This is a genomic window from Thiocapsa sp. (genome assembly GCF_018399035.1).
Classification (GTDB): Bacteria; Pseudomonadota; Gammaproteobacteria; order Chromatiales; family Chromatiaceae; genus Thiocapsa.
Map to the genome: position 1 here is coordinate 3,487,095 of NZ_CP073760.1, position 24,683 is coordinate 3,511,777.

General features: G+C 64.3%; 23 protein-coding genes and 2 pseudogenes. 12 read left to right on the forward strand and 13 right to left on the reverse strand.

Annotated elements, in window-relative coordinates:
- Positions 1 to 99: 99 nt before the first annotated feature.
- Positions 100 to 435, reverse strand: a complete 336-nt coding sequence (locus KFB96_RS15840; RefSeq protein ID WP_213457539.1) for a hypothetical protein — start codon at positions 433 to 435, stop codon at positions 100 to 102.
- Between the two features lie 234 nt (positions 436 to 669).
- Positions 670 to 1,017: a hypothetical protein gene (locus KFB96_RS15845; protein WP_213457538.1), complete on the reverse strand. Its 348-nt coding sequence runs from the start codon at positions 1,015 to 1,017 to the stop codon at positions 670 to 672.
- A 360-nt stretch (positions 1,018 to 1,377) separates the two neighbouring features.
- Here KFB96_RS15845 and KFB96_RS15850 point away from each other — a divergent pair, with 360 nt between their 5' ends.
- Both KFB96_RS15850 and KFB96_RS15855 read left to right on the forward strand, forming a co-directional pair.
- Positions 1,378 to 1,983 (forward strand): hypothetical protein, encoded by a 606-nt coding sequence (locus KFB96_RS15850; RefSeq protein WP_213457537.1) that lies wholly within the window; start codon positions 1,378 to 1,380, stop codon positions 1,981 to 1,983.
- 145 nt (positions 1,984 to 2,128) lie between these two features.
- The gene (locus KFB96_RS15855) at positions 2,129 to 2,917 is read left to right on the forward strand and encodes a hypothetical protein (protein WP_213465752.1); all 789 of its coding nucleotides are present in this window, start codon (positions 2,129 to 2,131) and stop codon (positions 2,915 to 2,917) included.
- An 83-nt stretch (positions 2,918 to 3,000) separates the two neighbouring features.
- On the opposite strand, the gene KFB96_RS15860 is transcribed toward KFB96_RS15855, so the two are convergent.
- The 11 genes from KFB96_RS15860 to KFB96_RS15910 form a co-directional block, all read right to left on the reverse strand.
- The gene (locus tag KFB96_RS15860; RefSeq protein ID WP_213457535.1) at positions 3,001 to 3,585 is read right to left on the reverse strand and encodes a Uma2 family endonuclease; all 585 of its coding nucleotides are present in this window, start codon (positions 3,583 to 3,585) and stop codon (positions 3,001 to 3,003) included.
- A 279-nt stretch (positions 3,586 to 3,864) separates the two neighbouring features.
- A complete protein-coding gene (locus tag KFB96_RS15865; protein WP_213457534.1) occupies positions 3,865 to 4,320 on the reverse strand; it encodes a HEPN domain-containing protein in 456 nt (151 codons plus the stop codon).
- Positions 4,299 to 4,736: a nucleotidyltransferase family protein gene (locus KFB96_RS15870; RefSeq protein WP_213457533.1), complete on the reverse strand. Its 438-nt coding sequence runs from the start codon at positions 4,734 to 4,736 to the stop codon at positions 4,299 to 4,301. Before KFB96_RS15870 ends, KFB96_RS15865 begins: the two co-directional genes overlap by 22 nt.
- 50 nt (positions 4,737 to 4,786) lie before the next feature.
- The gene (locus KFB96_RS15875; protein WP_213457532.1) at positions 4,787 to 7,876 is read right to left on the reverse strand and encodes an efflux RND transporter permease subunit; all 3,090 of its coding nucleotides are present in this window, start codon (positions 7,874 to 7,876) and stop codon (positions 4,787 to 4,789) included.
- A complete protein-coding gene (locus KFB96_RS15880; protein ID WP_300970397.1) occupies positions 7,873 to 9,087 on the reverse strand; it encodes an efflux RND transporter periplasmic adaptor subunit in 1,215 nt (404 codons plus the stop codon). The genes KFB96_RS15875 and KFB96_RS15880 overlap by 4 nt, the downstream gene beginning before the upstream one ends.
- A 133-nt stretch (positions 9,088 to 9,220) precedes the next feature.
- On the reverse strand, positions 9,221 to 10,873 hold the full coding sequence (locus tag KFB96_RS15885; protein ID WP_213457531.1) for a proton-conducting transporter membrane subunit: 1,653 nt from the start codon (positions 10,871 to 10,873) through the stop codon (positions 9,221 to 9,223).
- On the reverse strand, positions 10,873 to 11,271 hold the full coding sequence (locus KFB96_RS15890) for an NADH-quinone oxidoreductase subunit K (RefSeq protein WP_213457530.1): 399 nt from the start codon (positions 11,269 to 11,271) through the stop codon (positions 10,873 to 10,875). The genes KFB96_RS15885 and KFB96_RS15890 overlap by 1 nt, the downstream gene beginning before the upstream one ends.
- Positions 11,268 to 12,227 carry an MnhB domain-containing protein gene (locus tag KFB96_RS15895; RefSeq protein WP_300970398.1) on the reverse strand — a complete coding sequence of 320 codons (960 nt, stop codon included), beginning with the start codon at positions 12,225 to 12,227 and terminating at the stop codon, positions 11,268 to 11,270. Before KFB96_RS15895 ends, KFB96_RS15890 begins: the two co-directional genes overlap by 4 nt.
- Positions 12,220 to 12,567 carry a monovalent cation/H(+) antiporter subunit G gene (locus KFB96_RS15900; RefSeq protein WP_213457528.1) on the reverse strand — a complete coding sequence of 116 codons (348 nt, stop codon included), beginning with the start codon at positions 12,565 to 12,567 and terminating at the stop codon, positions 12,220 to 12,222. Before KFB96_RS15900 ends, KFB96_RS15895 begins: the two co-directional genes overlap by 8 nt.
- Entirely contained in the window at positions 12,564 to 12,899 is a 336-nt protein-coding gene (locus KFB96_RS15905; RefSeq protein WP_213457527.1) for a monovalent cation/H+ antiporter complex subunit F, read from the reverse strand. The genes KFB96_RS15900 and KFB96_RS15905 overlap by 4 nt, the downstream gene beginning before the upstream one ends.
- Positions 12,892 to 13,446, reverse strand: coding sequence for a Na+/H+ antiporter subunit E (locus tag KFB96_RS15910; RefSeq protein WP_213457526.1), 555 nt, complete (start codon positions 13,444 to 13,446; stop codon positions 12,892 to 12,894). The genes KFB96_RS15905 and KFB96_RS15910 overlap by 8 nt, the downstream gene beginning before the upstream one ends.
- Positions 13,447 to 13,860: 414 nt before the next feature.
- On the opposite strand from KFB96_RS15910, the pseudogene KFB96_RS26880 reads away from it, so the two are divergent.
- From KFB96_RS26880 to arcA, 10 genes and pseudogenes are all read left to right on the forward strand, one after another.
- A pseudogene (locus KFB96_RS26880) lies at positions 13,861 to 14,523 on the forward strand (hypothetical protein); the annotation flags it as partial.
- Between the two features lie 94 nt (positions 14,524 to 14,617).
- A complete protein-coding gene (locus KFB96_RS15920; protein WP_213457524.1) occupies positions 14,618 to 16,462 on the forward strand; it encodes an ATP-binding protein in 1,845 nt (614 codons plus the stop codon).
- Positions 16,459 to 17,079 (forward strand): response regulator, encoded by a 621-nt coding sequence (locus tag KFB96_RS15925; RefSeq protein ID WP_213457523.1) that lies wholly within the window; start codon positions 16,459 to 16,461, stop codon positions 17,077 to 17,079. Before KFB96_RS15920 ends, KFB96_RS15925 begins: the two co-directional genes overlap by 4 nt.
- 389 nt (positions 17,080 to 17,468) lie before the next feature.
- Positions 17,469 to 17,870 (forward strand): hypothetical protein, encoded by a 402-nt coding sequence (locus KFB96_RS15930; RefSeq protein ID WP_213457522.1) that lies wholly within the window; start codon positions 17,469 to 17,471, stop codon positions 17,868 to 17,870.
- 426 nt (positions 17,871 to 18,296) lie between these two features.
- Positions 18,297 to 19,571 carry a hypothetical protein gene (locus KFB96_RS15935; RefSeq protein ID WP_213501436.1) on the forward strand — a complete coding sequence of 425 codons (1,275 nt, stop codon included), beginning with the start codon at positions 18,297 to 18,299 and terminating at the stop codon, positions 19,569 to 19,571.
- Positions 19,568 to 20,020 (forward strand): hypothetical protein, encoded by a 453-nt coding sequence (locus tag KFB96_RS15940; protein ID WP_213501438.1) that lies wholly within the window; start codon positions 19,568 to 19,570, stop codon positions 20,018 to 20,020. Before KFB96_RS15935 ends, KFB96_RS15940 begins: the two co-directional genes overlap by 4 nt.
- A 102-nt stretch (positions 20,021 to 20,122) precedes the next feature.
- Positions 20,123 to 20,530, forward strand: a complete 408-nt coding sequence (locus tag KFB96_RS15945) for a hypothetical protein (protein ID WP_213457519.1) — start codon at positions 20,123 to 20,125, stop codon at positions 20,528 to 20,530.
- 62 nt (positions 20,531 to 20,592) lie between these two features.
- A pseudogene (locus KFB96_RS15950) lies at positions 20,593 to 21,634 on the forward strand (IS630 family transposase).
- A gap of 274 nt (positions 21,635 to 21,908) precedes the next feature.
- On the forward strand, positions 21,909 to 23,333 hold the full coding sequence (locus KFB96_RS15955; protein ID WP_213457518.1) for a basic amino acid/polyamine antiporter: 1,425 nt from the start codon (positions 21,909 to 21,911) through the stop codon (positions 23,331 to 23,333).
- Between the two features lie 19 nt (positions 23,334 to 23,352).
- A complete protein-coding gene (arcA, locus tag KFB96_RS15960) occupies positions 23,353 to 24,618 on the forward strand; it encodes an arginine deiminase (RefSeq protein ID WP_213457516.1) in 1,266 nt (421 codons plus the stop codon).
- The last annotated feature ends 65 nt before the right edge of the window (positions 24,619 to 24,683 follow it).

Sequence of the window (24,683 nt, forward strand, 5' to 3'; positions counted from 1 at the left end):
TGGCTTGCGGATTGGCGCTGGAGGAGAAGGCGCGCGCAGCCAAGACCCGTGCCCGCAGGGTCGCCAGGATCTGCTCCTGGAAGTCGAAGAGCTTGACCTTCATGGCTGGCCCCCGCCACGAACGGCGCTCGGTCCGGAGCCCTGACCGGGGCGGGCGTGTCCGGTCGGCTCCCGGTTGATCATGAAGTTCTCCAGGTAGTCACGATACAACTGGACGATCTGCAGGCCCGGATTCTGCGGACCCAGCGCGTCCTCCAATTCTCCGGAAAGCTCTTTGAATGACTCCCGAGCGTCGGTCACGACGAACAGCATCCGCAGGTCCGTGCGTCCGGAGAGCGCCTCGATCAGCTGCGAGAGCCGACTCTCGTCGAGCAGCACGGCGAAGGCATTGCCCGGAGGAAGGAACAGCGGCGGCTCCGGGGCCTCTCTCGGCAATTCCGGACGTGGGCCGATCGCGCCCGACGATATCGATCACGCCGTCGGAGATCTGATTTTGAGCCTTCCGCCCCAAATAGAGGACGGTCCAAGTGCCCCGTGCCGCGTCGAAGCCACCCAACCGCACGTAGCCTTGTCTCAGCAGCTCCCGCAACGTGGGAGGACTCACACGCCAGTTGCCGAGCGAGCCATCGGTCCTCAACGGCCAAGCCAGGGTACGGCTACCCAGATTACTCAGATCAGGCTGTTGATCGAGCGGCAACGGATCTCCGATCTCGACGATCGTCGCCGTTTCAGGGTCGACCCGGATCGGGAAGAAGAGACCGGGCCGATCCTCTCGCCTGGAATTGGTGCCGCCTCGCATTTCCAGTCGCGGGCGCCGGTGTTGTAGGGTGGGTCGATGTAGATGCAATCCACCTGACCCGCGTAGAGATAATGCAGGGCCTGCAGGGCATGGAAGTTGTCGGCCTCGATCAGGACGTGCCAGGGCGCATCCGCCGGGCCATTCTCGACACTCGCCAAGGGGATCAGGGCGGGAAATATCGGCTCGCCGAACTGGCGCACCACGATCAGCTCGTCCACCGGAAATCGCCAGATGTCGCCGGCCGTCGCTGTCCCCTCCGGTCGCACGCAGATCGCAACATCCTCGGCCAACCGCCTGGCGGGCCAAGCCGGGCCGCGCTGTCACTTGGTCCGCCTACGAGTCGGTTTAATCGACCGCACGGCCTGGAGTCTGCGGATCCCGGTCGTCGTTGCGGCCGGGTCGTCCGGCAGCGAAAACGGGTGCGACTATAACCCCGAACGGGCGCGGAGTCCGAGCCAGGTCCGCGGCGGACTGGACAACGCGCTGTCGGACACTCTATGTTCGCAGCATCCGCGATCGAAACACCTCATGGACGACCGATCCACCGGTCGAGCCGGACACGCCATGGATGAGCCCCTATGAGCGGAACCGCCATCATTCCCGACTGGAACGTCTTCGGCATCCTGCCCCCGATCCGGCCCGGAAGCACAGCGATCGCGCGTGAGCGCTCGCCCTATCGCGCCACCCCACTCGATCTTTGTCGGCGCTTCGGCCACACTCCCGATCGACGGCGCATCCTCCAGGGTCTCATCGCGCTGCGCGCGGAGCTTGCCGCGGCCGGCCTGGCGAACGGCTTTCAGTGGATCAACGGGAGCTTCGCCGAGGACTGCGAGAGTAGCCGCGGGAGATCGCCGGGCGATGTGGACGTCGTGAGCTTCGTCCCGCTCGGCGACGCAACGAGACAACGGCAATTGATCGCCTCACATCGAGTCTTATTTTACCCACAAGAGGCAAAGGCCCGATTCCAGGTTGACCATTATGTGATCGCAACCGATGTGGCCTTCGACGCCGAACAGGCCCGATCGGTCGCCTACTGGTACTCACTTTGGAGTCATCGGCGCGAAGACCAACGCTGGAAAGGCTTTGTGGAGATGTCCTTATCGGACGACGATGTGGACGCGGTCGGCTGGCTCGCCCGGCAAGACCACGACCCGCCAACCGGAGGGACGAGCGATGAGCACTAAAGAACGCGAGTTCCTGCAGTCCGAAGTCACGACACTCGAGGGACTCCTCGGCAACCTGTCTGAAGACCGAATCATCGAGCGTATCGGATTCGAGGAGCGCTTGAGGCAATCCCGAGATCGGCTTGCCGTGCTCGAGGCCAGCGCCTTGGCCAAGGCGCTGCCCATAACGTTCCGCGGTGCGCCGGTTGAGGGCACGCGTTCAATCGCTGCCGACTTTGCCGCAGCGGCACTCAAGGCATTCATCGAAGCAACCGATACGGTAGCGGCCAGCTTGACAGCGGAAGGACTCAAGGGCCGCGGTCGACTCCCGGGCGCAAGTCGCTCTTTGCGGATCATCGACACTGTACAAGGCTCGTTCGGCTTCGAACTAGAGCTCCCTCCGCCGGTCACGGATTCGGCGCAGATCCAGCTGCCGATACCCGGCGAGGAGCAGGACCCCTATGCTCGGGCCATCGAAAGAACCTTCAAGCTGATCAAGGACGCCGTCTCATCGGATGACGAGGGGATGTCGGACCTGATCGCAGAGATCCATCCGCGTGCGGCGGCCAAGGTGCGCGCCTTCGCTAAGGTGCTGTCCGATCACGATGCCGGATTCGCCGCTGAGTTCGAGGGCAAGCGTGTGAACTTGAACCGAGGAATCGAGGTCGAGCATGTGCTCGACGCACTAAGGGACGAAGACATTGCCGAGCGCATCGAGGAGCACTCCGGCGTATTGGTGGGAATCCTTCCTGAATCACGGCGCTTCGAGTGTCGGCTCGACGAGGGTCCGCTCATCTCGGGATGGATCGATCGCGACATCGAAGACATCGGAGCATTCAAAACGACCTGGGAGAACAAGAAAGCACGATTGAGCTTCAGAGTTGTTTCGGTGCGCACGAATCAGCGTTTCATATTGGTCGATGCAACTCGAACGGAGGAAACGATCGAGAGCTGATGGCTCGCGATCATTGTTCAGTGTCGATACCATTACTGAGCCGAAGCCGCGGTTGCTGAGGGATCGGCGCTTCGGGGTCGATGCTAATGGTCGGCGTTGAAATCGACCTTGTCGTAAACCTCGGCCAGCGACAGCTCGGTGTCGAGTGCGGTCAACGGGATGCGTTCGCTCGGATCTGTGTAGACGGAAAGCAGCCAGTCACCGCTCGGTTGGCGCAGGAAGAGCTCGGCGCTCACCCGGTGCTGGGAGAGCAACAGATAGGCCCGCAGGCCGGGGATGGACCGGTAGTAGGCGAATTTGTCGCCCCGGTCATAGGCCTCGGTACTGTCGGAGAGGACCTCGACGACGAGTGTCGGGTTGGTGACGACGTCGCGGCGGTCGTCCAAGAATTGCCGCTCCCCGCAGATCGCCGTCACGTCCGGATAGGCACCCAGATTGGCGGACTCGACGCGGACCTTCATGTCGCTGGTGTAGACATAGCAGGGGCGGCCCTTGAAGTGATTCCCCAGCTCGCCTGCCAGGTTTCCGCAGATCAGGTTGTGCGCCTCCGAGCTGCCCTCGATGGCGAGGACATCGCCATTGCAATACTCGGTACGGCCCTGAACCGACGCACGCTCGGCGGCGAGCCAGACGGTGAAATCGACTTTGGGTTTAGACGGAAGGGACATGGGAGGGCTCCGGGTTCGGACTCAAAGGACGCTTGAGCGACCGTGCGCTCGGATCGGAAACCGCGATCATGGGGTTGCACTCGACCCGCTGGCCGTCAGGCCAGCGTAAGACGGCGACTGCAAGTCGCCGATCCCAGGCTATTGGCCGTTCCGGGGTGACGGTCGGCGTGGATCTTGGCCGCTCTATGCACAAGACGCCCGGATCACGAAGAAAGACAAAAACCTATCCTAAAGGCACACTTGTAGAAACCGCCGATCCGACTTGTCGCTCTTTGTCCATCAACTGTCGCGGGCGATCTCGGCGCGAATCGACGGCGCAATCGATTCAATGGATACGGGTAAACGAACCTCGAGATCGTCCATGGCTGCGGCGACCAGCGCCATGACTGGCGCATGCGCGCGAGCAACGTCTTCGGCATCGAATTGGTGGAAGCCTTGGTAATCCGCGCGAAGTCGATCGGCCTCGAGCTGTCCGAGCGTCTTCAGGTGCTGACGATCGAATGCTCCGGATCGAACGAAGTGCGCCGCGAAGAGCCGCTGGGTGCCCTCATGCGTCTTCGTCTCCAACCCATGGCTGAACAAGAGAGCGCGGACCGCGTGAAACGCGGCGTAATAGAGGTTGGAGATGCATTTGCGATGGACTCCGACCTGACGATTCGCGCGAAAGCTGCGCAACTCGTCGAGCAGCAGCCCCAGCTCGTCGGCCACTGCACTTAAGCGCTCGTCTTCGCCCATAGCTCGATCCCCTCTTGCATGATGTCGTCCAGCAGTCGGCGACTCGTCCCGTCACCGTCGCGGATGACGATGGGCCGCAGGTGCGGAAGATCCTCCCAACCCTCTTGCGTGGACTCGGCGATGTCGGTCAGGTCTCGCGCGATCGATCGGTGCGCATCGCGCGAGACGAAGACCGCGAGATCCAGGTCCGAGTCCTCGCCACCCTCGCCCCGAGCGCGGCTGCCGAACACCAGGATACGCTCGATGGACGCGCTGCCGAGCCGGTGCAGACTGTTTGCGACGAAGGTCGCCAACAACTGCCGCTCGCCGGGTGTAAAGGGAGCGCGTTGCGGGCGAATCGTCGAGTCGAAAAGGCTTGATCGGGCGGGCATTGCGAGATTCTGCCCTCGATCGGGCGCGTCGTCGACGGCGGTCATCACGGATGTAGCCGCCACATCGCGTACGCGACATGACGGCTTCGTTTGCGCTAGGCGTCACTCGCGTGCGGTTCCGGGCCGGTCGTGTTGCGGCTCGGCGCCACACCCCCGAACCAGGTCACATAGAGCGTCGGCAGAAAGACCAGGGTGAGCAGCGATGCGACCAGCAGGCCGCCCATGATGGCGTAGGCCATCGAGCCCCAGAAGACCGTGGGCGCGATCGGGATCATCCCGAGCACGGTCGAGAGCGCGGTCAGCATGATCGGCCGAAAGCGCGACAGGCTGGCCTCGACCACGGCATCCCAGACCGTCTTTCCCGCCGCCCGCTCGGCCTCGATCTGGTCGATCAGGATCACCGCGTTCTTGGCGATCATGCCGATCAGGGCGAGGATGCCGAGGATGGCGACGAAGCCGAGCGGTTTGCCGGAGGCCAGCAGGGCGCCGACCACGCCGATCAGGCCCAGCGGCACCAGGCTCAGGACCATGAAGAGCCGCGCGAAGCTCTTGAGCTGGAAGATCAGCAGGGACAGCATGAGCAGGATCATCACCGGCACCACCGCGAAGACCGAGGCTTGCGACTCGGCGCTCTCCTCGACCGCGCCGCCCAGCTCGATGCGATAGCCCGCGGGCAGCGTCGCGTTCAGCGCGGCGATGGGTTCGCCGAGATCCGCGACCACGGCCTCCGGCAGCATCCCCGGCGCGACGTCGGCCTGGACCGTCAGGGTCGGCACCCGGTCGCGCCGCCACACCAGCGGGTAGTCCTGACCGTACTCGAAGACGGCAAACTGGCTGAGCGGGATGGTGCGCCCGTTCGGGAGCGAGACCGGCAGGCTGCGCAGCGTTTCGACCGACAGACTCTGCCCCCCGAGCTCGCGCGCCACCACATCGACGAGATAGATGTCGTCGCGGACCTGGGTGATACCGGTGCCGGAGATATTGGCGTTGAGCGCGGTGGAGACCGCCTGGCTGCTCAGGCCCAACTGACGCGCCTGCTCCTGGTCGATGCGGATATGCAGCTCGCGCTCCGGCTCCATCCAGTCGAAATTGACCCGGCGCGAGCCGGGGTGATCCGCCACGAGATCCGCGAGCTGCATCGCGATCTCGCGCAGCTCGGTCGGGTCCGGACCCATGACGCGGTATTGCAAGGGCCAGCCGACCGGCGGACCCAGCTCCAGCGGCGACACCCGTCCGACGACCTCCGGGAAGCGCTCCGCCAGCAGTTGCTCGAGTCGCGGCTGGAGTCGTTCGCGTGCCTCGATGTCGTTGGTCACGAGCACGGCCTGGGCGAAGAAGGGGTTGGCCAACTGGACGTCCAGCGGCAGATAGAAGCGGATGGCGCCCTGACCGATGTAGGTGCTCCAGCGTTCGATCTCGGGTGCGAACGCGGGGTCATCGCGCAGGATCTGCTCGAACTCGTCGACCAGACGCTCGGTCGCATGGATCGAGGCATTTTGCGGCAACTGCAGGTCGACCAGGAGCTCGGGGCGATCGGAGGAGGGGAAGAACTGGCGCGGCACCTGGCTCAACCCCACGATGGCGACAACGAAAATCACCAGCGTCAGGCCGATGGTGAACCAGCGCGCACGCATCGCCGCCGTCAGAAAGCCCCGATAGATGGCGACCGTGCGGTTCGGCTTATCGCTCGCCCCGGCCTTGGGCGGGCGCAACAGCGTCATGCCGATCAAGGGGGCGAACATCATGGCGACAATCCAGGAGGCGATCAGCGCGATCCCGACCACCGCGAAGATCGAAAAGGTGTACTCGCCCGCGGAGCTCTGAGCGAAGCCGATGGGCACGAAACCGGCGATGGTGACCAGGGTGCCGATGAGCATCGCCTTGGACAGGTGGGTGTAGGCATAGGTGGCCGCGCTGGCCTTGTTGTCGCCCAGGGCCAGACGCCGGCTCATGGCGTCGATGGTGGTCATGGCATCGTCGACCATGAGGGCGAGTGCGATGATGAGCGCACCGAGAGAGACCCGTTGCAGGTCGATGTCGACGATGTCCATCATCGGAAAGACCACGGCCAGCGTGAGCGGAATGGCGATGGCCACGACCGTGCCGGCGCGCACGCCGAGGGCGACGAAGCTGATCACCAGCACGATGCCGATCGCCTGCCACAGCGAGGTGGTGAATTCGTTGATCGCGAGATCCACCGTCAGGGGTTGATCGGCGACCAGACGTGGCTCGATACCGTGCGGCAGCTCGGCCTGGATGTCGGCGATGGCTTCCGCGACATTGCGCCCGAGCGCCAGGGTATCGCCGCCGTCGCGCATGGCGATGGCGAGCCCGATGGCGGGTTCCCCATTGATGCGGAACATGGGTTGGGGCGGATCGACGAAGCCGCGGCGGACATCGGCGATGTCGCGCAGCCGCAGCATGCGCTCGCCGACGGCGAAGGTGACCTCGGCGATGTCCCGCTCGGAACCGAAGGCGCCGGAGACCCGCAGCGCGATGGACTCGTCGCTGGTGCTCAGGATGCCCGCCGGGCTGACGATGTTCTGGGCGCGCAGCGCGGCGATCAGGGTCCCGGGATCGAACCCCAGTCCGGCGAGCCGCTCGACCGAGAAATCGATAAAGATGACTTCGTCCTGGGCACCGAGGATGTCGATCTTGGAGACGTCGGGGACGGTGAGGAGTTGCGAACGGGCGTCCTCCACGGCGTCGCGCAATTCGCGATGCGTAAAGCCGTCGGCGGTGAAGGCGTAGATGATCCCGAAGGTGTCGCCGAACTCGTCGTTGAAAAAGGGCCCGACGATCCCTTGCGGCAGGGTGTGGCGCATGTCGCCGACCTTTTTACGCACCTCGTACCAGCTGTCCGAGACATCCCGTCCCTGCGCGCTGCCCACCAGATCGACGAAAATGGTGGTGGTTCCGGCGCGGGTGAAGCTGCGCAGGTTGTCGAGATTCGGAACCTCCTGCAGGGTGCGTTCGAGACGCTCGGTGACCTGCGCGATGGTCTCGTCGAGGGTGGCGCCGGGCCAGATCGCCTTGACCACCATGGTGCGGAAGGTGAACGGCGGATCTTCCGCGCGGCCGAGCTTGTAAAAGGAGCTGACCCCGGCGGCCAGCACCGCGAGCATGATGAAAATGGTGACCGAGCGGTTGCGGATGGCCCAGTCGGAGAGATTGAAACCGCTCATGGCCGATCTCCGGTCGGGTCTCCGATCGGGGCTTCAATCGGGGCTTCGATCGGGGCTTCGATCGGATTAGGGGTCGGCTCCCCGAGCAGTCGGACCTGCTGACCGGGGCGCAGGGTTTGAACCCCCGCCGTCACCACCAGCTCGCCGGGCTCCAGACCCTGCGAGATCATCACCCGGTTCAGCTCAAAGCTGGCCACGTCGACATTGCGCAGGGCCACGGTGCGCGACTCCGGGTCCAGGGTCCAGACCGCCGGAGCGCCCCGGGACGAGGTGAGCGCCGAGGTCGGGATGGCGATCCCCGCGACCCCGCCGATCTGGATGCTGCCGGTCACGGTGGAGCCGAGCCGCATCGCCTCCGGCGGACTGGCGAGACCCACCCGGACCTTGAAAGTCCGCGTCACCGGGTCCGCCTGGGGCGAGACCTCGCGTACCCGACCGGTGGTGCCGACATTGGGATCGGTGTTCAGCGCAACGCTCACCTCGTCCTCGGCCGAGGCCGCCTCGATCACCCGTGCCGGCACGTCGAAGACCGCATCGCGTCCACCCTCGCGGGCGAGCTGCACGACCATGCGGCCCGCCGCAACCACCTCGCCCGGCTCCGCCCCGCGGGCCGTGACGATGCCCGGTCCGTCGGCGATCAGGGTCGTGAATCCAAGCTGGTTCTCGGCCGTCCTGACCTGGGCCTCGGCCGCCTCCACTTGCGCCTGGGCGGCGTCGCGTGCCTCGACGGCGCGGTCGAACTGGGCACGGGCGACGAAGCCCCGTGGCAGGAGCGGTTCATACCGCTCCACCGTATTGCGCGTCTCGACCAGACGCGCCATCGCGGCGGCCAGATTCGCCCGCGCCGCGTCGATCGCGTTGCGCTCGTTGACGGCGTCGAGACGGGCGACGATCTGCCCCGCGCGAACCTGATCGCCCACGCTGACGGTGCGCTCGATCAATTGTCCGCCGACCCGGAAGGCCAGGGCCACGTCATCCTGCGCCTGGACGTTGCCGGTGAGGGTCACGGTCTCGCCGCCCGGCAGCTCCTCGACCGTCACGACCCGCACCGGGCGGATGGGCTCGGCGATGGGTTGCGACTCTTCGACAGGCTGGCAAGCAGTAAGCAGCGCGAGGATCGCCGGAAACACGAGTGCACGGGGCAAGGAGGCGCCGGTCCCGAAGGCCAAGCGCGTCTTGTCGCCGCAAGGGGGTGAGATCAAGACTTTCACAAGAACATCTCCGGTTGAATGTTGAACGGCGATCCCGGACGGCATGGCCGAACATGGACCGATGATCAAGGATCATGCGGGCGCGAACAAGCGCAAACCATGCCCCTCAAACGCATCCGATGACGAAGGGTATTCAGGTCTGACGCCGCGTCCAAGCCGCCAGACTCAGTGCCGCCGCGCCGACCGCCAGGACCGGCACGAGATCCCCCCACAGCTTGCGCCAGTCGAAGGCGCCGGACATCGCCGCCGCGACAGCTCCACCCCCGTCGATACCCGGTCGGCCAATCCCCACCAGATCGAACGGCGCGGCCGGCAGCAGTCCAAGCAACACCGCGCAGAGTGCCAGTCCCAACACCACGCCCTCTTGAGCGAGCCCGGGGCGTTTGACTGGCGTCAGTGGCTGTGCCGGGCCGGCCAACGCATGGCCGAGCACCCAGAACAGATAGGCGGCGGTGAGCAGCCCGCCCGCCTGCATCACCAGCCCCCACCACCAGAATCCGCTCTCATCGGCAGCGGAGGTCAATAGCGTCTTGGTCAGATAGCCGCCGCTCGGTTGCAACCCCACCAGCGACAGTCCGGCCAGCCCAAAGGCGAGGACGGTGATCGGCAGGACGCGACCGATGCCGCCGAGGCCGTGGATCCGGTCGTGACCGAGCGCCCCGGCGATGAGACCGGCGGCCATGAACATGGCGGCCTTGGCGCAGGCATGCGAGACCACCTGCAGCATGCCGCCGGTCAAGGCGACAGACTCGTGGCTCGCGGCCAGCGGAAAGATCAGGAACAGATAGCCGATCTGGGCCACGGTCGAATAGGCGATGAGCAGCTTGAGCCGAACCTGCCGCAGGGCGACCAGGTTGCCGAACAGGATGGCGCCCGCACCCAGGACGCCGAGAATCTGGACCCCCGGTAACGACAGTAACCCGGGCATCAGATCGAACCAGATGCGCAGGATCAGAAAGAAGGATGCCTTCACCACCAGCGCGGACAGAATAGCGCTGGCGGCGGGTGGCGCACCGGCATGCGCCGGGGGCAGCCAGAGATGGAGTGGAAAGAGCGCAGTCTTGGCCAGCAATCCGACGGTCATCAGGGCGGCGGCCCCGATGACTGCGGGCGGCAGTTGATCCGCCTCCGCCAACCGGTGCGCCAGCAGGGCGATGTCCAGGGTGCCGAAGGTGCCGTAGAACAGCACTGCACCCAGCAAATAAAGCACCGAGCCCAGGAGCGCGAAGAGCAGATAACGCAGCGCCGCCGCCAGGGTTTCGGCCCGTCCGTCCAGGGCGACCAGGGGAACCGCGGAAAAGGTCAGGATCTCCAGCGCAACGAACAGCGTGAAGAGATCCTGTGCCAGAAAGACCGTGTTCATCCCACTCCAGATCCCCAGCAGGAGCAGCCAGAACACCAGCGATGTCCGTGTCTCGGATGCGCCTGCGGGAGGTCGGAAGTCCCGCTGACCGTAGATCCCGACCGCCAGGATCACGACCGCCGTGGTGACCAGCATCACGGCCGAGAGTCCGTCCGCCTCGAGCGCCACGCCCAGCGGAGGCGCCCAGCCCCCGAGCTGGTAGTGCAGGGCCTCGCCGCCCGTCAGCAGGACGGCGGCGATGGCGACGGCGACCGCGAGCCCCAGCAGCATCAATGCAAGGACGCCACGGCCCAGGAACCGTCCACCAAGGATGGGTGCCAGCAGCAGACCGATGACCGGCAACAGCAACGGGAACAACAGGAGCGTGCCACCCAGATCCGTCAGATCCGTGATCAGGGTGGCCAGGATGGAATGGATCTCCATTAGGGCGTTCGCTCGCTTGAGTCCGTCTGATCCTTGGTGAGCGCCGGTGCCTGGGTGAGCGCGGGCGCGTGCGGCTCATCGCCCTCCAGGGTACCGCGGCAACTCGTCTCGGCGAGCCGCACCAGCAGTGCGACGGCGATGGCGGTGGCCGCGAAGGCGACGACCAGGCCGGTGATGATCAGGGCCTGGGGGACCGGATCGCCGTCGCTACCGCTGCCGGCCAGCGCGAGCACGCCCCCGCCCCGTCTGGCGATCACCCCGAACAGCAGGAAAACGCCGCTGCCGATGAGGTTGAAGGCAAGGATCTTGCGCAGGACGCCCGGCTGGCAGATGAGCCCGTAAAGCCCCAGTCCGATCAGCGCGGCGGCGCAGAGTCCATACAGGGTCGGGCCGGTCACGATCGCCTCCCGGCGCGCGATTCAGCCGCCGGCGGTCCGGCGAGCAGCAGGCCCAGAATCACCGCAACCGAGAGGGTCAGGACCGCTTCGATGATCAGGATCAGCGGTTTGGCGTATCCCTCCGGATAGCCCAGGAAGGCGTCCGCCAGCCAGACGCCGGCCACGCCGATGCCGATGAACACGAGGCTGCCGATCACAACCAGGACACGCATCGGGCGATTGCTCAGGGTCGGAGGCTCACGCAGGCCGGCCATCATGATCAGCACCCACATGGCGGCCAGCACCGTGGCACCCTGGAACTTGCCGCCCGGATGGTCCGCCCCGTTCCACACGAGATGGATGCCGACCAGGATCCCGAAGGGCGGCAGGAGCTGAGCCAGCAGGGTCAACGCCGGACCCGGACGCGGGCGGGGCAGGAACCCAGGTTGTCCGCCCCAGGCGGAATCGGTCGCCAACGACCAGACGCCGATCAGGGCGAGCACCAGCACCACGGACTCCAGCAGGGTGTCGATCGCGCGATGGGCCAGCAGCACGCCGGTCACCGGATTGAGCATGCCGGTGGGGGGGAGGTTCTCCGCCACCAACGGGGCCAGGGTCGGGGCGGGCTCCGGCAGCGTCAGCACGACGGCGGCGAGCGCGGCGGCAACGGCGGCGCAAAGCAGGCCGATCAGAACCCGCAACCAAAGGGCGGGGCGGCGCGCCCGTTCCGCTGCCTCGAACGGGGCCAGACGCGCCGCCGCGCCGAGCAGCAGGAGTCCGGTGAGGCCGGTTCCGAGGGCCGCCTCGGTCATGGCGACATCCACGGCCGCCAGTCGCACCCAGACGATCGCCAACAGGAGTCCATAGGCGACGAAGCCAACCACGGCGCCATAGGCCGCGCGGGCGACCGTGACCCAGACAGCCAGACCCAGCACCAGGAGCGCCAGCGCCGCATCGACCGCCAGGGTGCTAATCATGGCGAGACCCTGCTCCATCATCCCGCTGCGGCGCGCGCTCCAGACCGGGCCGGTCCCAGTCGGGTGGCCGCACCGCGCCGGCCAGGAGCTGACCAACCGTGGCGCCCGACAGGAGGGCAAACAGCCAGACCGCGAGCAGACCAAGCGCGGCCAGCAGTGAGTCGACCTGGGGCAGCAGACCCAGGACCACCAGCCCCAGCCCCAGGTTGTCCGCCTTGGTGAGCGCATGCAGCCGGGTCAGCGTATCGGGAAAGCGCAACAGCCCGACCGTGCCGGCCAGAAAGAAGATCGCCCCCAGCGAGACAGCGACAATGGTGAACAGATCCAGAGCCAGGTTCATCCGGCGTTGTCCCGATCCGGCGGATGGAAGCCCGGGTCGTCGTTGCCATAAGAGCCCTCCACCGGGGACCCGGAGCGGGTCTGGCGCGCAGCGCCGACGACGAAGGCAACCGATGAGAAGGCGGCGAGCAGCGCCAGCAGCAGGGCGACCTCGGCCACCGCGCTCACCCCGCTGGCGACGCCCAGAAGCAGCAGGGCCGATACCCCGCCGGTCCCGAGGAGCTGGGCCGCCAGCATGCGATCCACGTTGCCGGGGCCACGCAGGATCCGGATCAGCCCCAGAGCGACAGTGCCCAGGATAAAGACGGCGGCACCGAGCAGAAACTCACTCATCGACGGCGCGCCCGCTTCCCCGAACGCGTTTCAGCAAGGCTTCGTCGCGTGCGAGCGACGCGGCCACCGGCTGATCCAGATCGAGACAGTGATAGATCAGGTTGCCGTTGAGATCTGTCCCTACGGGAAGTGTGCCCGGCATCAGGCTGGTGATGGCCCCAAAGGCCGCGCGCCCGGTTCCCGGTGCGAAGCCTGTTGGAAAGGCCACATAGCCGGGCTTCAGGGGAAGGCGGGGATCAAAGGCGCGTCGGGCCACGTCAAACCCGGCGACGACGGACTGCCACATGAAATGCCCGGCAAAGCGTGCGAGCGCCCCGATGCGGAGCCGTTCCGATGCCGGCGGCAGGAGGCGCAAACTGGCCACGGTGGCCATGGCGGAAGCCAACAGCCCGATGCCGAGATCGGCGGCCATCCCGGCGGTAAAGCCGTTGGCGACCGTCTCGCTCAGGCTCGGTCCGGCAAGCAGCAGCCAGAAGCCCATGAATCCGCAGCCGCGCGCAAACGCCACGCGAACCACGGGGATCGCCCCCGCATCGGATCTAGCCATCGGATAAATCCCACTGAGCTGTCCCACGAGCCTTCACTGTTTCGGTCTCCGAATCTGGTTGAACCAGCCCCTTCCGCGAGGTGCCCTTCATCGGCGCGGTCTCGCTCGACGATCAAGGTCATCCGCTGCTCGGCAAGCTCACCCCGTTGGCCGGCTTCACCAGAGCGTCTTGTTGGTGGCCGCGGCGGCCTCTACTCCGCGCCCCGAGCCTGTGTCTGAACAGCAACAAAGTTTACGTTATTAAACAATATTTTACAATCGAATCTCATGATCGAATCGTCCGCGCCGCGGCCATTCTATGGGTCGGAATTCCGAACTAAACCATTAATTTTTCGTTACGACTGCTGAAACTCCGGTCCGTGGCCACCGTGCGACGGGCTGACTTGCGAAAAACGTCGTGCTCCGTTTCCCGCCATGCACCGGATCATTGATCCTCGGTGTCAGCTGGACGAACAAGACATCGCCGCCATTGCGCTCGACCATCGGTCAGGGACGAAATTCCCCGCCTCCTGCGTGGCTTGCAGTACATTCACACGGAAATAGACGTCCGGGAGCGCGTCTTCGCGGTCCTGGCGGAGGTGCTCCCGGAAAGGGTGGACGGAAACGGGGCGGTGAGCGCGGACCCCGGCATGCCTCAGTGGCGGATCCTGGTGGTGGGCACGCTCCGTCTGCGGCTGAACGCAGGCGTTTCGGCGGGTGCAACAACTCAAGCGCTCGACCGCGCCGGATGAGGCCAAGCGGGAGGCCCGTCAGGCCGAGATCGCGCAGGCTTGCCGTGACTATTTGGCGCTCGCCGAGTCGTTCCTGGAACCTGCGCGCCTGACCCGCCTCAAGCGCGTGGTCGAGGCCCATCTGCCCGAGGTCCAGTTGGCCCCGTTGGATGGTTATTCGGCCCACGGCGCGCGCCAGATCGATCAAATTCGCCGTCGGGTGCTCCCCGGCGAGCGTATTTCCCATGCCGAAAAAGTCTTCTCGATCTTCCAACCGCACACCGAATGGATCAGCAAAGGCCAGGCCGGAGTAGCGGTCGAGCTGGGGCTTCGGGTGGCGATCAGCGACGGTAAGGATAAGCAAGGCGCAAGCTCTCTAAAATTGCACTTTGGTTAAACGTGGCGGTTAAACGCGCGGTGGTTAAACGCGCGGACCCGGTGACCATGCACTCGGAGTGCGGATGAGCTGGATAACGATTCTCTACGTCATGATGGCGGCCTTGTCGGCCACGATCACCGGCCTCTATCTGGCGGCCTGGCTCATGCAGCGAGACGCCTGGGCCTACCTGATGTTTGTTCTGCTCGCGTTCAGCATCGCCGGTCTCGCGGTGACAGAGCTCTGGATGCTGCGCGCGCAAACGCCCGGGGACTATGCAACCGCATTGCGCTGGTTCCAGGTTCCGGTCTGGTCCGGCTTTGTCGCCTTGGTGGGTTTGGTCTACCTGCGCTTGAGGCCGCGCTTTCCGTGGGTGGGTTGGCTGGCCGTGGGGCTGCGGACGGTCGCGCTGGTCGCGACCTTCGTGTCGGGGCCGAATCTCAACTATACCGAGCTGACCGCTATCGAGTTCACCAGGCTCCTCGGAGAGCCGGTCGCGATCGCGAGGGGCGGCGTCCCCAATCCCTGGATGCTGACGGGCCAGGCGGGCCTCCTGTTGTTGATTCTGTTCATCCTCGACGGCGGCGTCAGTGCCTGGCGGCGGGGAGGAGGCATGCGGTCGCTCGTGCTGACGATCAGCATCTTTGTCGGCGTTGTGGCCGGCACGGTTCAAGCGATCCTGGTGTTCTGGAACTTCGCGCACTGGCCGATCCTGGTCACCCCGATGTTCCTCTTTGTTGCTGTCGTTATGGGCTCCGAGCTGAGCCTCGGGCTGCTGCGAGCGATGCGGGCGGAGCGTGACGTCCAGGTCATGGACGCCGCCTTGAGCGCGAGCGAGGAGCGCCTGAGCCTAGCGGCAGAGGCGGCCGACGCTGGATTTTGGGGTCTCGATGCCCGATCGGGAGAGGTCTGGGTTACGTCAAAGACGCGGGATCTCTTCGGACTGGCCCCCAGCGGGGATCTGCGACTCACGGATTTCCTGGAACAGGTGCATCCGCAGGACCGGGCGCGGCTGAAACAACTGATCGTGGCGGCGCTGCGCTCGAAAGACAGGTTCCGCACCGAGTTCCGGGTCGTCGACCCCGGCGGCCATATTCGCTGGCTCGCCGGTTTGGGTCGCGGCGTCGGCAAGACCGAGACCGACGCGGGTCTGCGGACGCTGATGGGCGTGAGCGTGGACGTGACGGCTCGTAAGGCCATCGCGGACCAGGACCGCCGGCAACGCGCAGAGCTCGAACGTCTTTCCAAGATGGAGACCCTGAGCGAGCTTTCGGCCTCGCTGGCCCACGAGTTGAACCAGCCGCTGGCCATGATCCTCACGAATGCCGAGGCGGCCCTGGCCTTGCTGGCCCAGAACCCGCCGAACCTGAGCGAGTTAAGCGACATCCTGGCCGATATCATCAGCGCCGACCGGCGTGCGGCCGACGTGATTCGGCACCTTCGTTCGCTTCTCGAGCGCGGTGAGACTCACCGCGACGACCTCTTGCTGCATGATGCCATTCACCGGGTGCTTGAGTTGTTCGGCAACGAAATCGACGACCAGGGCGTGGACGTGGATCTGAGCTTGACCGCGGAACTGCCCGCGGTGCGGGCGGATCGCATCCTGATCGAGCAGGTTCTGCTCAATCTCCTCAACAACGCCTGCGCGGCGGTGGCCGACAACCCCCCGGGTGAGCGCCAGGTCTCGATCGTTACGCGTGTGCATGAGGATGGGGTCTTGGTCGAGGTTATCGACAACGGATGCGGATTGTCCGAACCGAAACGCATCTTCGAGGCCTTCTACTCCACCACGCACGGGGGACTCGGCATGGGTCTGGCGATTGTGCGCTCCATCGTGAATAGTCATGGCGGGCATGTCTGGGCGGAGTCGACGCCGCTCGGCGGGGCCTCGGTACGCTTCTATTTGCCGAGGGACGGGTTGGCATCATGACGGATGAACCGATGGTCTATCTGCTCGACGACGAGCCCGAGATGCTGAAGGCATTGACGCGACTGCTCCACGCAGAGGGGTTCCAGGTTCGGGGCTTCATCAGCGCGCGGGAGTTTCTCGTCCACACGCGTTGCCGGGGGCCCGCCTGTCTCGTACTGGACGTGGCGATGCCCGACGTCGATGGCCTGCGGGTCCAGGAGCGGCTGCGCCAAAGCAAAGCCGAGCTGCCCATCGTCTTCCTCACCGGCCATGGCGACATTCCCATGAGCGTGCGTGCGGTGAAGGCGGGTGCCGAGAACTTCTTGACCAAGCCGGTAAACGCGGCGGATCTGCTTCAGGCGGTGCGCGCCGCACTGCAACAGACATCGGATCGGCAGGTCGAGCGCGAGGAGCGAGTGGCCCTGCAAGATCGGTTCGCGCAGCTGACGCCGCGTGAGCGCGAGGTGCTCGGCCACGTCATCGCCGGGAAGCTGAACAAGCAGATCGCCGCGGATCTCGGCACCGGCCAGCAGAACATCAAGATCCACCGCGGGCGCCTGATGCGCAAACTGGGCGTGAGGTCGGTGGCCGAGCTGGTTCGGGTGGCCGAGCGGTTGGGCGTGCCACTCGCAAGGTGAGACGCTGCTCCCGCCCCTGCCTGCTACTCGTTTAACCAAGGTTCAATAGCCGCCGGCCAGCCAGTTTCTTATAGTCCACATTCGGTTGCCGTGCTGGCGAGAGGCAGGTCGGTGAGCGCCGTCGGCTCGACCACCCAAACCCGTCTCGCCGCCATCCTGGCAAGGTGCCTTTTCGGCTGAGGGTGCGCTCATATCAACAGCAAGCCGCCAAGCGCGATGAAATCCTGCGCGCTCAACCACCTTTGTCAGTCCATGCCAAGCGTTATTGCCGAGAAGCGATAAAGAAGGCCGAGGATCGATTTGGCTCGGACGCCTACGCAAATGCCACGGCCGCCGAATTGCGAAGACCTTTGAAATCGTTACTCTAAATCCTGCTTGGGAGAGATTCGATGGACGCAAAACTGAGTCAGCGCGTTGGCGAGCTCGTGGAAAACGGTTGGGAGCCGATGACAACAACGGAGACCACAGCGTCGCTAGTGGGACGCCGGCCTTTTGCCTGGTGGCTGTTCCTGATCGTGATCTTCCTGTTCCCATTGTTCGGCGGTCTATTGTATCTCGTCTTTTGGCTCGCCACCTCGAAGGCAACGGTGTTCTTACACGTGGAAGGCGACGAGGTCGTGCTCGCCGGGGACGAGTGGCTGATCAAGCTGCAAGAAGCCCAAAGGGATGCCTATGTGGAGCGGCAACGTCGAATCAAGGAAAAGGGATTCCTGCGGGTGATGTGGCCGCAGCTTGTCGTCTCGCTCCTGCTGATTGCGGTATGGATCTACATGCTGAAAACGTACCTATGATCGCGCCGTGTAATGCGCACTTGAATGGACGCGATTGGCGCTATGGCTCATGTGGCTGGCTCGGGCGTGGCTTCCCGGTTTCCTGTATTGGGTCGCTTCGAACGCATTCGAGCAAACCACATTAATAGCGAGGAAAAGCAGGTGAACATGAACCTTCTGATCGCATTGATTCTGGCGGTAGCCAGCGGAATTGCGGGATGCAGCACCGATAGCCAGACTCGGCAGGGACAACCATTGGTGGCTGAGGCTAGGGAGTTCAATCTGACCCGATAAGGCACGAAATAGCTCATGCCGGTCTCGTGTCGCGGGGTGCGGGCGGTGATGCGCCGGCTGTCCTGCCGCCGGCCGCCATCGACAGCCCTGTCGCCTCCAGGCACACTTCGCGGCACCGGGATCCCCCAGCCGAATCCGAGCCGACGCCGACCGATGGACACCTTCAAAACCCCCGTGGCCCGATTGGCCCGACTGTTCCGGGCATCGCGCGATGCGTGGCGGGCCAAAGCCCTGGACAAGCAACAGCGCCTGCGCGCGGCTCGGGTCAAGATCCGGGATCTGGAAGCGAGCCGTGCCTATTGGAAAAACCGGGCGCTGGCGGCGCAAGGCGGTGGCCCGCCTGCGGCGTCGGAGGCGACACCGGTCGGCGCGGCGCAGGAGCCTGACGCTGCGGCTCGGCAGCAGCTGCGCTTGCCCCCGCCCGGTCACCGGCATTCGCTCCTGGTCATTCAACTGACGCTGCAGATGTTTCTGGGTGCCGGACTCGGCAGCCGCGGGGTGCCCCGCGTACTGAGTCTGCTCGCGCCCTGGATGCCGGTGAGCCTGCCGGCGCATACGACGGTCCTCAACTGGGTTTATCGCTGCGGATTGGCGATCCTCCTGCAGCCTCCGCAGCGGCGCGAGGACTGGATTTACATCGCCGATCATACGCTTGAACTGGGCACATCGAAGTGTCTCGTGATTCTGGGCATCCCCGCCGCCCGGCTGCTCGAGACCGGCTACAGCCCGTCGCACCGGGCCATGCAGGTGCTCGCCGTGAAGGTGACGACGCACAGCACCGGGGAGTGGGTCGCCACGGTGCTGCGCGAGGTCGCCGAGCGCACCGGTGTGCCGGTGCAGATCGTCGCCGATCACGGCAGCGACCTGCACAAGGGGATCACGCTGTTTCGCCGGGAACAGACGACAGACTGTGTGGAAACCTATGATATTTCGCACCGCATCGCCACCCTGCTCAAGGCCGAATTGCAGCCCGACGCGCGCTGGCAGACCTTTCTGGCGCACTGCAAGCGGACCCTGGCGTCCTTTCAGCAAACCGACCTGGCCTTTCTGTTGCCGCCGCGTCAGCGCACCAAGGCGCGCTTCATGCACGTCGACACCCATGTCGAGTGGGCGCAAAACCTGCTCGCCTACCAGGAGCGGGGAGATTTCAGTGCCGTTCGGCCCACCTGCGTTCTGACGGTCGCCGCCGGGACCACCTGCGCGACCGTTTGGGCGTCGCCCGCGTGCGTCCCCTGCACGTGCTGCTGGGCCATCGGCATCCCGACAAGGCAGCCTTCTGCGAGGCCATTCAGGCGGCGTCCGACCTGCAGCTCACGGATCTGGACGACGCCTTTTGGGATCTCGCCGACACCGGCCGCGCCCGCTTCCTGGAGGGCTTCGCTTGGGCGAGTGCCTATCGCGAAGATCTGGCGATCTATGCGCAGATGATGGAACAGTCCAAGGCCATCCAGAGCGTTCTCAAGTCCGAGGGACTGCACGCCGGCGTCTGCGCATCGCTTCAATCCACACTCGCTCCGCGCACCGCGCTCGCTCCGCGAGCCGCCCGCTTTACCGACCGGGTCTTGGAACAGGTCGAGGTACAAGCCGCCAAGATCCCGCCCGGCGCAACCTGGCTGGCGTCCTCCGACATCATCGAATCGGTGTTCGGGAAATACAAAACCTTCACCGCACGCGGCCCCCTCAAGGAGATCGGCCGGCTGGTGTTGGCGATTCCCGCCTTCCTCACCGATCTGACGGGCCCGCTCATTCACGAGGCGATGACCTCGGTGCGTACCCTGGATGTCGAGCACTGGGTCAAAGCGCATCTCGGCGACTCCATGCTGGCCCGGCGACGACAGGCGTTCAAGGCGCCGAAGCTCGACATGAAAACGGCATGAAGGTTTTGATGGGAAAGACCGGGGGATTGAACATCCTAGGCTGAGGCCACCGTTATTTCGACCCGGGCTGGCGTCGTCGGGATCAATTATGAAACCCGCGTGGTGACGCTGGAGATCCCAAACAAACCAGGCGACAACTTTGTGGATGTGGTCGTCAGTGACGACGTCAAAAATCTGTCGCAGATACGCTTCGGTGACCACGTCACGGTTAAATACATCGAGGCTGTCGTCGTCGATCTCTTCCAACCGGGGGAGGTGGATCCAGGCATTGGCGTCGCCACGGTCACAGGAACCGCTGAGCCGGGCCAACGGCCTGGAGGGGTTGCGGCCAAGAAGGTATCTGTCACCGCCGTGATCGAGGTGATCGATACGCAAAGGCAGCTCGTGACCCTAAGAGGGCCGGACGGGATCGTCAAGACGGTCATGGTGAACAACACGGCAATTCTCGATATACCTTTTATAGGCATAAACGCAACTTTCCTTATGTCGACTCTCAGCAATGCTCGATAACATTTTAACTTCGAGTTAGACTTATCGCTACCGACGGGCCGCCTTGTAGTGTTTTTTAGACGATGATCAGAATCGAGTTCTCCGAGCAGGATTTGAAGACAATACAGAAGTTGCGTTACGAGCATCCACACCCAAGGGTGCGCAGGCGAATGGAGGTGCTGTGGCTGAAGAGCCAAGGCCTTGCGCACCGGGAGATTTGTCGGCTCGCGGGAATTTCCAGCAACACCTTACGGCAGTACCTAGGGATGTTTCAGTCCGGTGGTATCAAAAAGCTGACGGAGCTCAACTTCTACGCCCCGATAAGCGAGTTGGAGCAGCATCGCTATCGACTCGAAGCCCATTTCCGCGCGCATCCGCCTGCGACCATCAACGAGGCGGCGGCCATGATCGAGGAGCTGACGGGAATCAAGCGCAGTCCGAGCGCCGTGGGGCGGTTTCTCAATTCGCTCGGCATGGCTCCGAGACGAGTCGGAATCATCCCCTCGAAAGCCGATCCGGAGGAGCAAGAACAGTTTATTATCAATAAGTTAGAGCCGCGCATCGAAGAAGCCAGACAGGGTAAACGCGCTATTTTTTGTCGATGCTGCTCACTTTGTAATGGGTGCCTTTCTCGGCATTCTGTGGTCATTCTCCCGCCTTTTTTTAAAGACTTCCGCCGGGAGAAAACGTTTCAACGTGCTCGGTGCGCTGAACGCGATCACGCATGAACTGGTGATGGTGACGAACGATACCTATATCACTGCGGTAAGCGTCTGCGACCTGTTGCGACGCATTGCCATGCTGAATCTCGACGTGCCAATCACGCTGGTGATGGACAATGCGCGCTACCAGAAGTGCAATATCGTCACAGCGCTGGCTTTGCAGCTGAATATCGAACTGCTTTATCTTCCCACCTATTCACCGAATTTGAACCTGATCGAAAGGTTGTGGAAGTTCGTCAAGAAAGAAGTGCTCTACTCGAAATACTATCCTAATTTCGCCGAGTTCCGAACTGCAATCACCGACTGCCTAAAACAAACGCACACCACGCACAAGAAGGAGCTGGACTCTTTACTCACGCTGAAATTCCAGGCATTCAAAAAATGTGAGCTTGTGCCTATATGAGGTATAGGCTCAATGTCGGAGACACGGTTAGAACCACGTTCGTACGAGGCCTGGCCATCAGTGTCACCCCCAGTCCGGTGAGGTAGCCGTCGGGGACACGCTGGGCTGTTGCGATCGTCGCGTCAGTGAACCCAGTCCCGAGTGCCCGCCATGCAATCCGGGCATGCGCGGCCATTGGTGAGGGCGGCGGCTCATTCAATGCTGCCCATGAGGGGACTTCTTGTCCACTTGTGCACAGGCAGGATGGCTCCATTCGAAGACTAGGAGTATCGCGATGGCAGAACGACAAACATTCTCGCGCTTGACGTTGACCGCCATGGTGGTCGGTTCCATGGTTGGGGCCGGCATTTTCTCACTTCCGGCCCGCTTCGGCGCCGCAACCGGCCCATTCGGCGCCATCGTCGCCTGGATCATCGCCGGGGGCGGCATGCTGATGCTGGCCTTTGTGTTTCAATCCCTCGCCGTGCGCAAACCGGAGATCAACGCCGGTATCTTCGCCTATGCCAAGGAGGGGTTCGGCAATTATCTGGGCTTCGCGGCGGCCTTCGGGTTCTGGATCGGTACCTGCCTAGGGAACGTCACCTATTTCGTCCTGATCAAGTCGACGCTCGGGGCCTTCTTCCCGGTCTTTGGCGACGGCAATACACCTCAGGCGATCATCGTCTCCTCCATCATCCTGTGGTCCTTCCATTTCATGATCCTTCGCGGCATCAAAGAGGCCGCCTTCATCAATACGGTGGTGACAATCGCCAAGATCCTTCCGATCTTTGTCTTCATCGCCTTCATGGCCTTCGCCTTCGACTACGAGCTGTTTGCCGCCAGCTTCTGGGGCGGCGGCAACTACAGCGGGTCCGAGGTCTTCGACCAGGTGCGCAGCACCATGCTGGTGACCGTGTTCGTCTTCATCGGCATCGAGGGTGCGAGCGTCTATTCGCGCTACGCCAAGCGCCGCGAGGACGTCGGCTGGGCGACGGTGATGGGGTTCATCGGGGTGCTCTGCCTGCTGGTGCTGGTCACCCTGCTCCCCTATGGCGTGCTCCTGCGCCCCGAGCTTGCCGAGCTGCGCCAGCCTTCCATGGCGGGCGCCCTCGAGGCCGTGGTCGGGTCCTGGGGGCTCAAGTTCGTGAGCGCCGGGCTCATCGTGTCGGTGCTGGGTGCCTACCTGGCCTGGTCACTGCTAGCCGCCGAGGTGTTGTACTCGGCGGCCAAGTACGGGCTGGTGCCCAAGACCTTCGCACACGAGAACAAGCATCAGGTCCCGTCCACGGCGCTGTGGATCACGAACATCGTGGTGCAGTGCTTCCTGATCGTGACCATCTTCTCCCAGTATGCCTTCGACCTCTCCCTGGAGATGACCAGCGCCCTGACGTTGATCCCCTACCTGCTGGTGGCGGGGTACGCGTTGAAGCTGGTGCTGACCCGCGAGACCTATGCACCGGGCTCCAAGGACTGGGGACGCGACATGACCTGGGCGGCCATCGCGGTCGTCTATACCGTCTTCATGCTCCTGTCCGGAGGGCTCAAGCATCTGGTGCTCGCCTGCATCCTCCTGGCCCCTGGCACCCTGATGTTCATCCTGGCGCGGCGGGAGCAGGGCCAGACGGTCTTTCGCCCCCGCGAGCTGGGGTTGCTCGGAGTTTTCGTGGTCGGCGCCGCGGCCGGCATCTATGGCCTCGCTACCGGCATGATCACCATCTGATAACGCTAGAGGTTTCGACATGAGTAACCAAACCCCTGCCGCGCCTGTCTACGGCGTCCACTCCGAGGTCGGCACCCTGCGCAAGGTCATGGTCTGCGCACCCGGTCTGGCGCATACCCGCCTGACCCCGACCAATAACGACGATCTGCTGTTCGATGACCTGCTGTGGGTGACGAACGCCAAGCGCGATCATTACGACTTCATGCTCAAGATGCGCGAGCGCGGGGTCGAGGTGGTCGAGATGCATGAGCTGCTCGCCGAGACGGTGGCGATCCCCGAGGCCAAAGCGTGGATCCTCGACCGCAAGATCACCGCGAACAGCGTCGGCTTGGGGCTGATCGAGGACACCCGGTCCTTCCTCGAGAGCCTGGAGCCGAGGGTCCTGGCCGAGTTCCTGATCGGCGGGGTTTCCGTGCGGGACGTGCCGGAACGGTTCGCAACCGCGGACTACTTCGAGCTGCTGCGCGAGGCCCACGGCATCACCGAGTATCTGCTGCCGCCGCTGCCGAACACCCTCTACACCCGTGACACCACCTGCTGGATCTACGGCGGCGTCACGCTCAACCCGATGTTCTGGCCGGTGCGTCGTGAGGAGACGGTGCTGACCACCGCCATCTACAAGTTCCACCCGAGCTTCGCGGACGCCAATATCCAGGTCTGGTGGGGCGACCCGGACCAGAACTTCGGCCGGGCGACGCTGGAGGGCGGCGACGTCATGCCCATCGGCAACGGTGTTGTGCTGATCGGGATGAGCGAGCGGACGTCGCGCCATGCGATCTCGCAGGTGGCCCAGGCGCTGTTTGCGAAGGGCGCCGCCGAGCGGGTCATCGTCGCCGCCATGCCCAAGCTGCGCTCGGCGATGCATCTGGACACCGTGTTCACCTTCGCCGACCGGGACCTGGTGACTCTGTACCGGCCGATCATGGATCAGGTACACGCCGTCTCGCTGCGGCCCAGCGACAAGCCCAATGGGATCGACACGACTCTGGAGAAGAAACCCTTCGCAGAGGTCGTCGCCGAGGCCCTGAACGTCAAGGAGCTCAGGGTCATCGAGACCGGCGGCGACCACTACGCCGCCGAGCGGGCACAATGGGACAGCGGCAACAACCTGGTCGCGCTCTCGCCCGGCGTCGTCGTCGCCTACGACCGCAATACCTGGACCAACACCGAGCTGCGCAAGGCGGGGGTGGAGGTCATCACCATCGTTGGGGCGGAGCTGGGCCGCGGCCGCGGGGGCGGTCATTGCATGACCTGTCCGCTGATCCGGGATCCGGTGGACTTCTGATCGCTGGCAGGCAGAGCTGCGCCGGTGCGACCTCCGAAGCACGGCCTGCCGTCGACTGTTGAGCC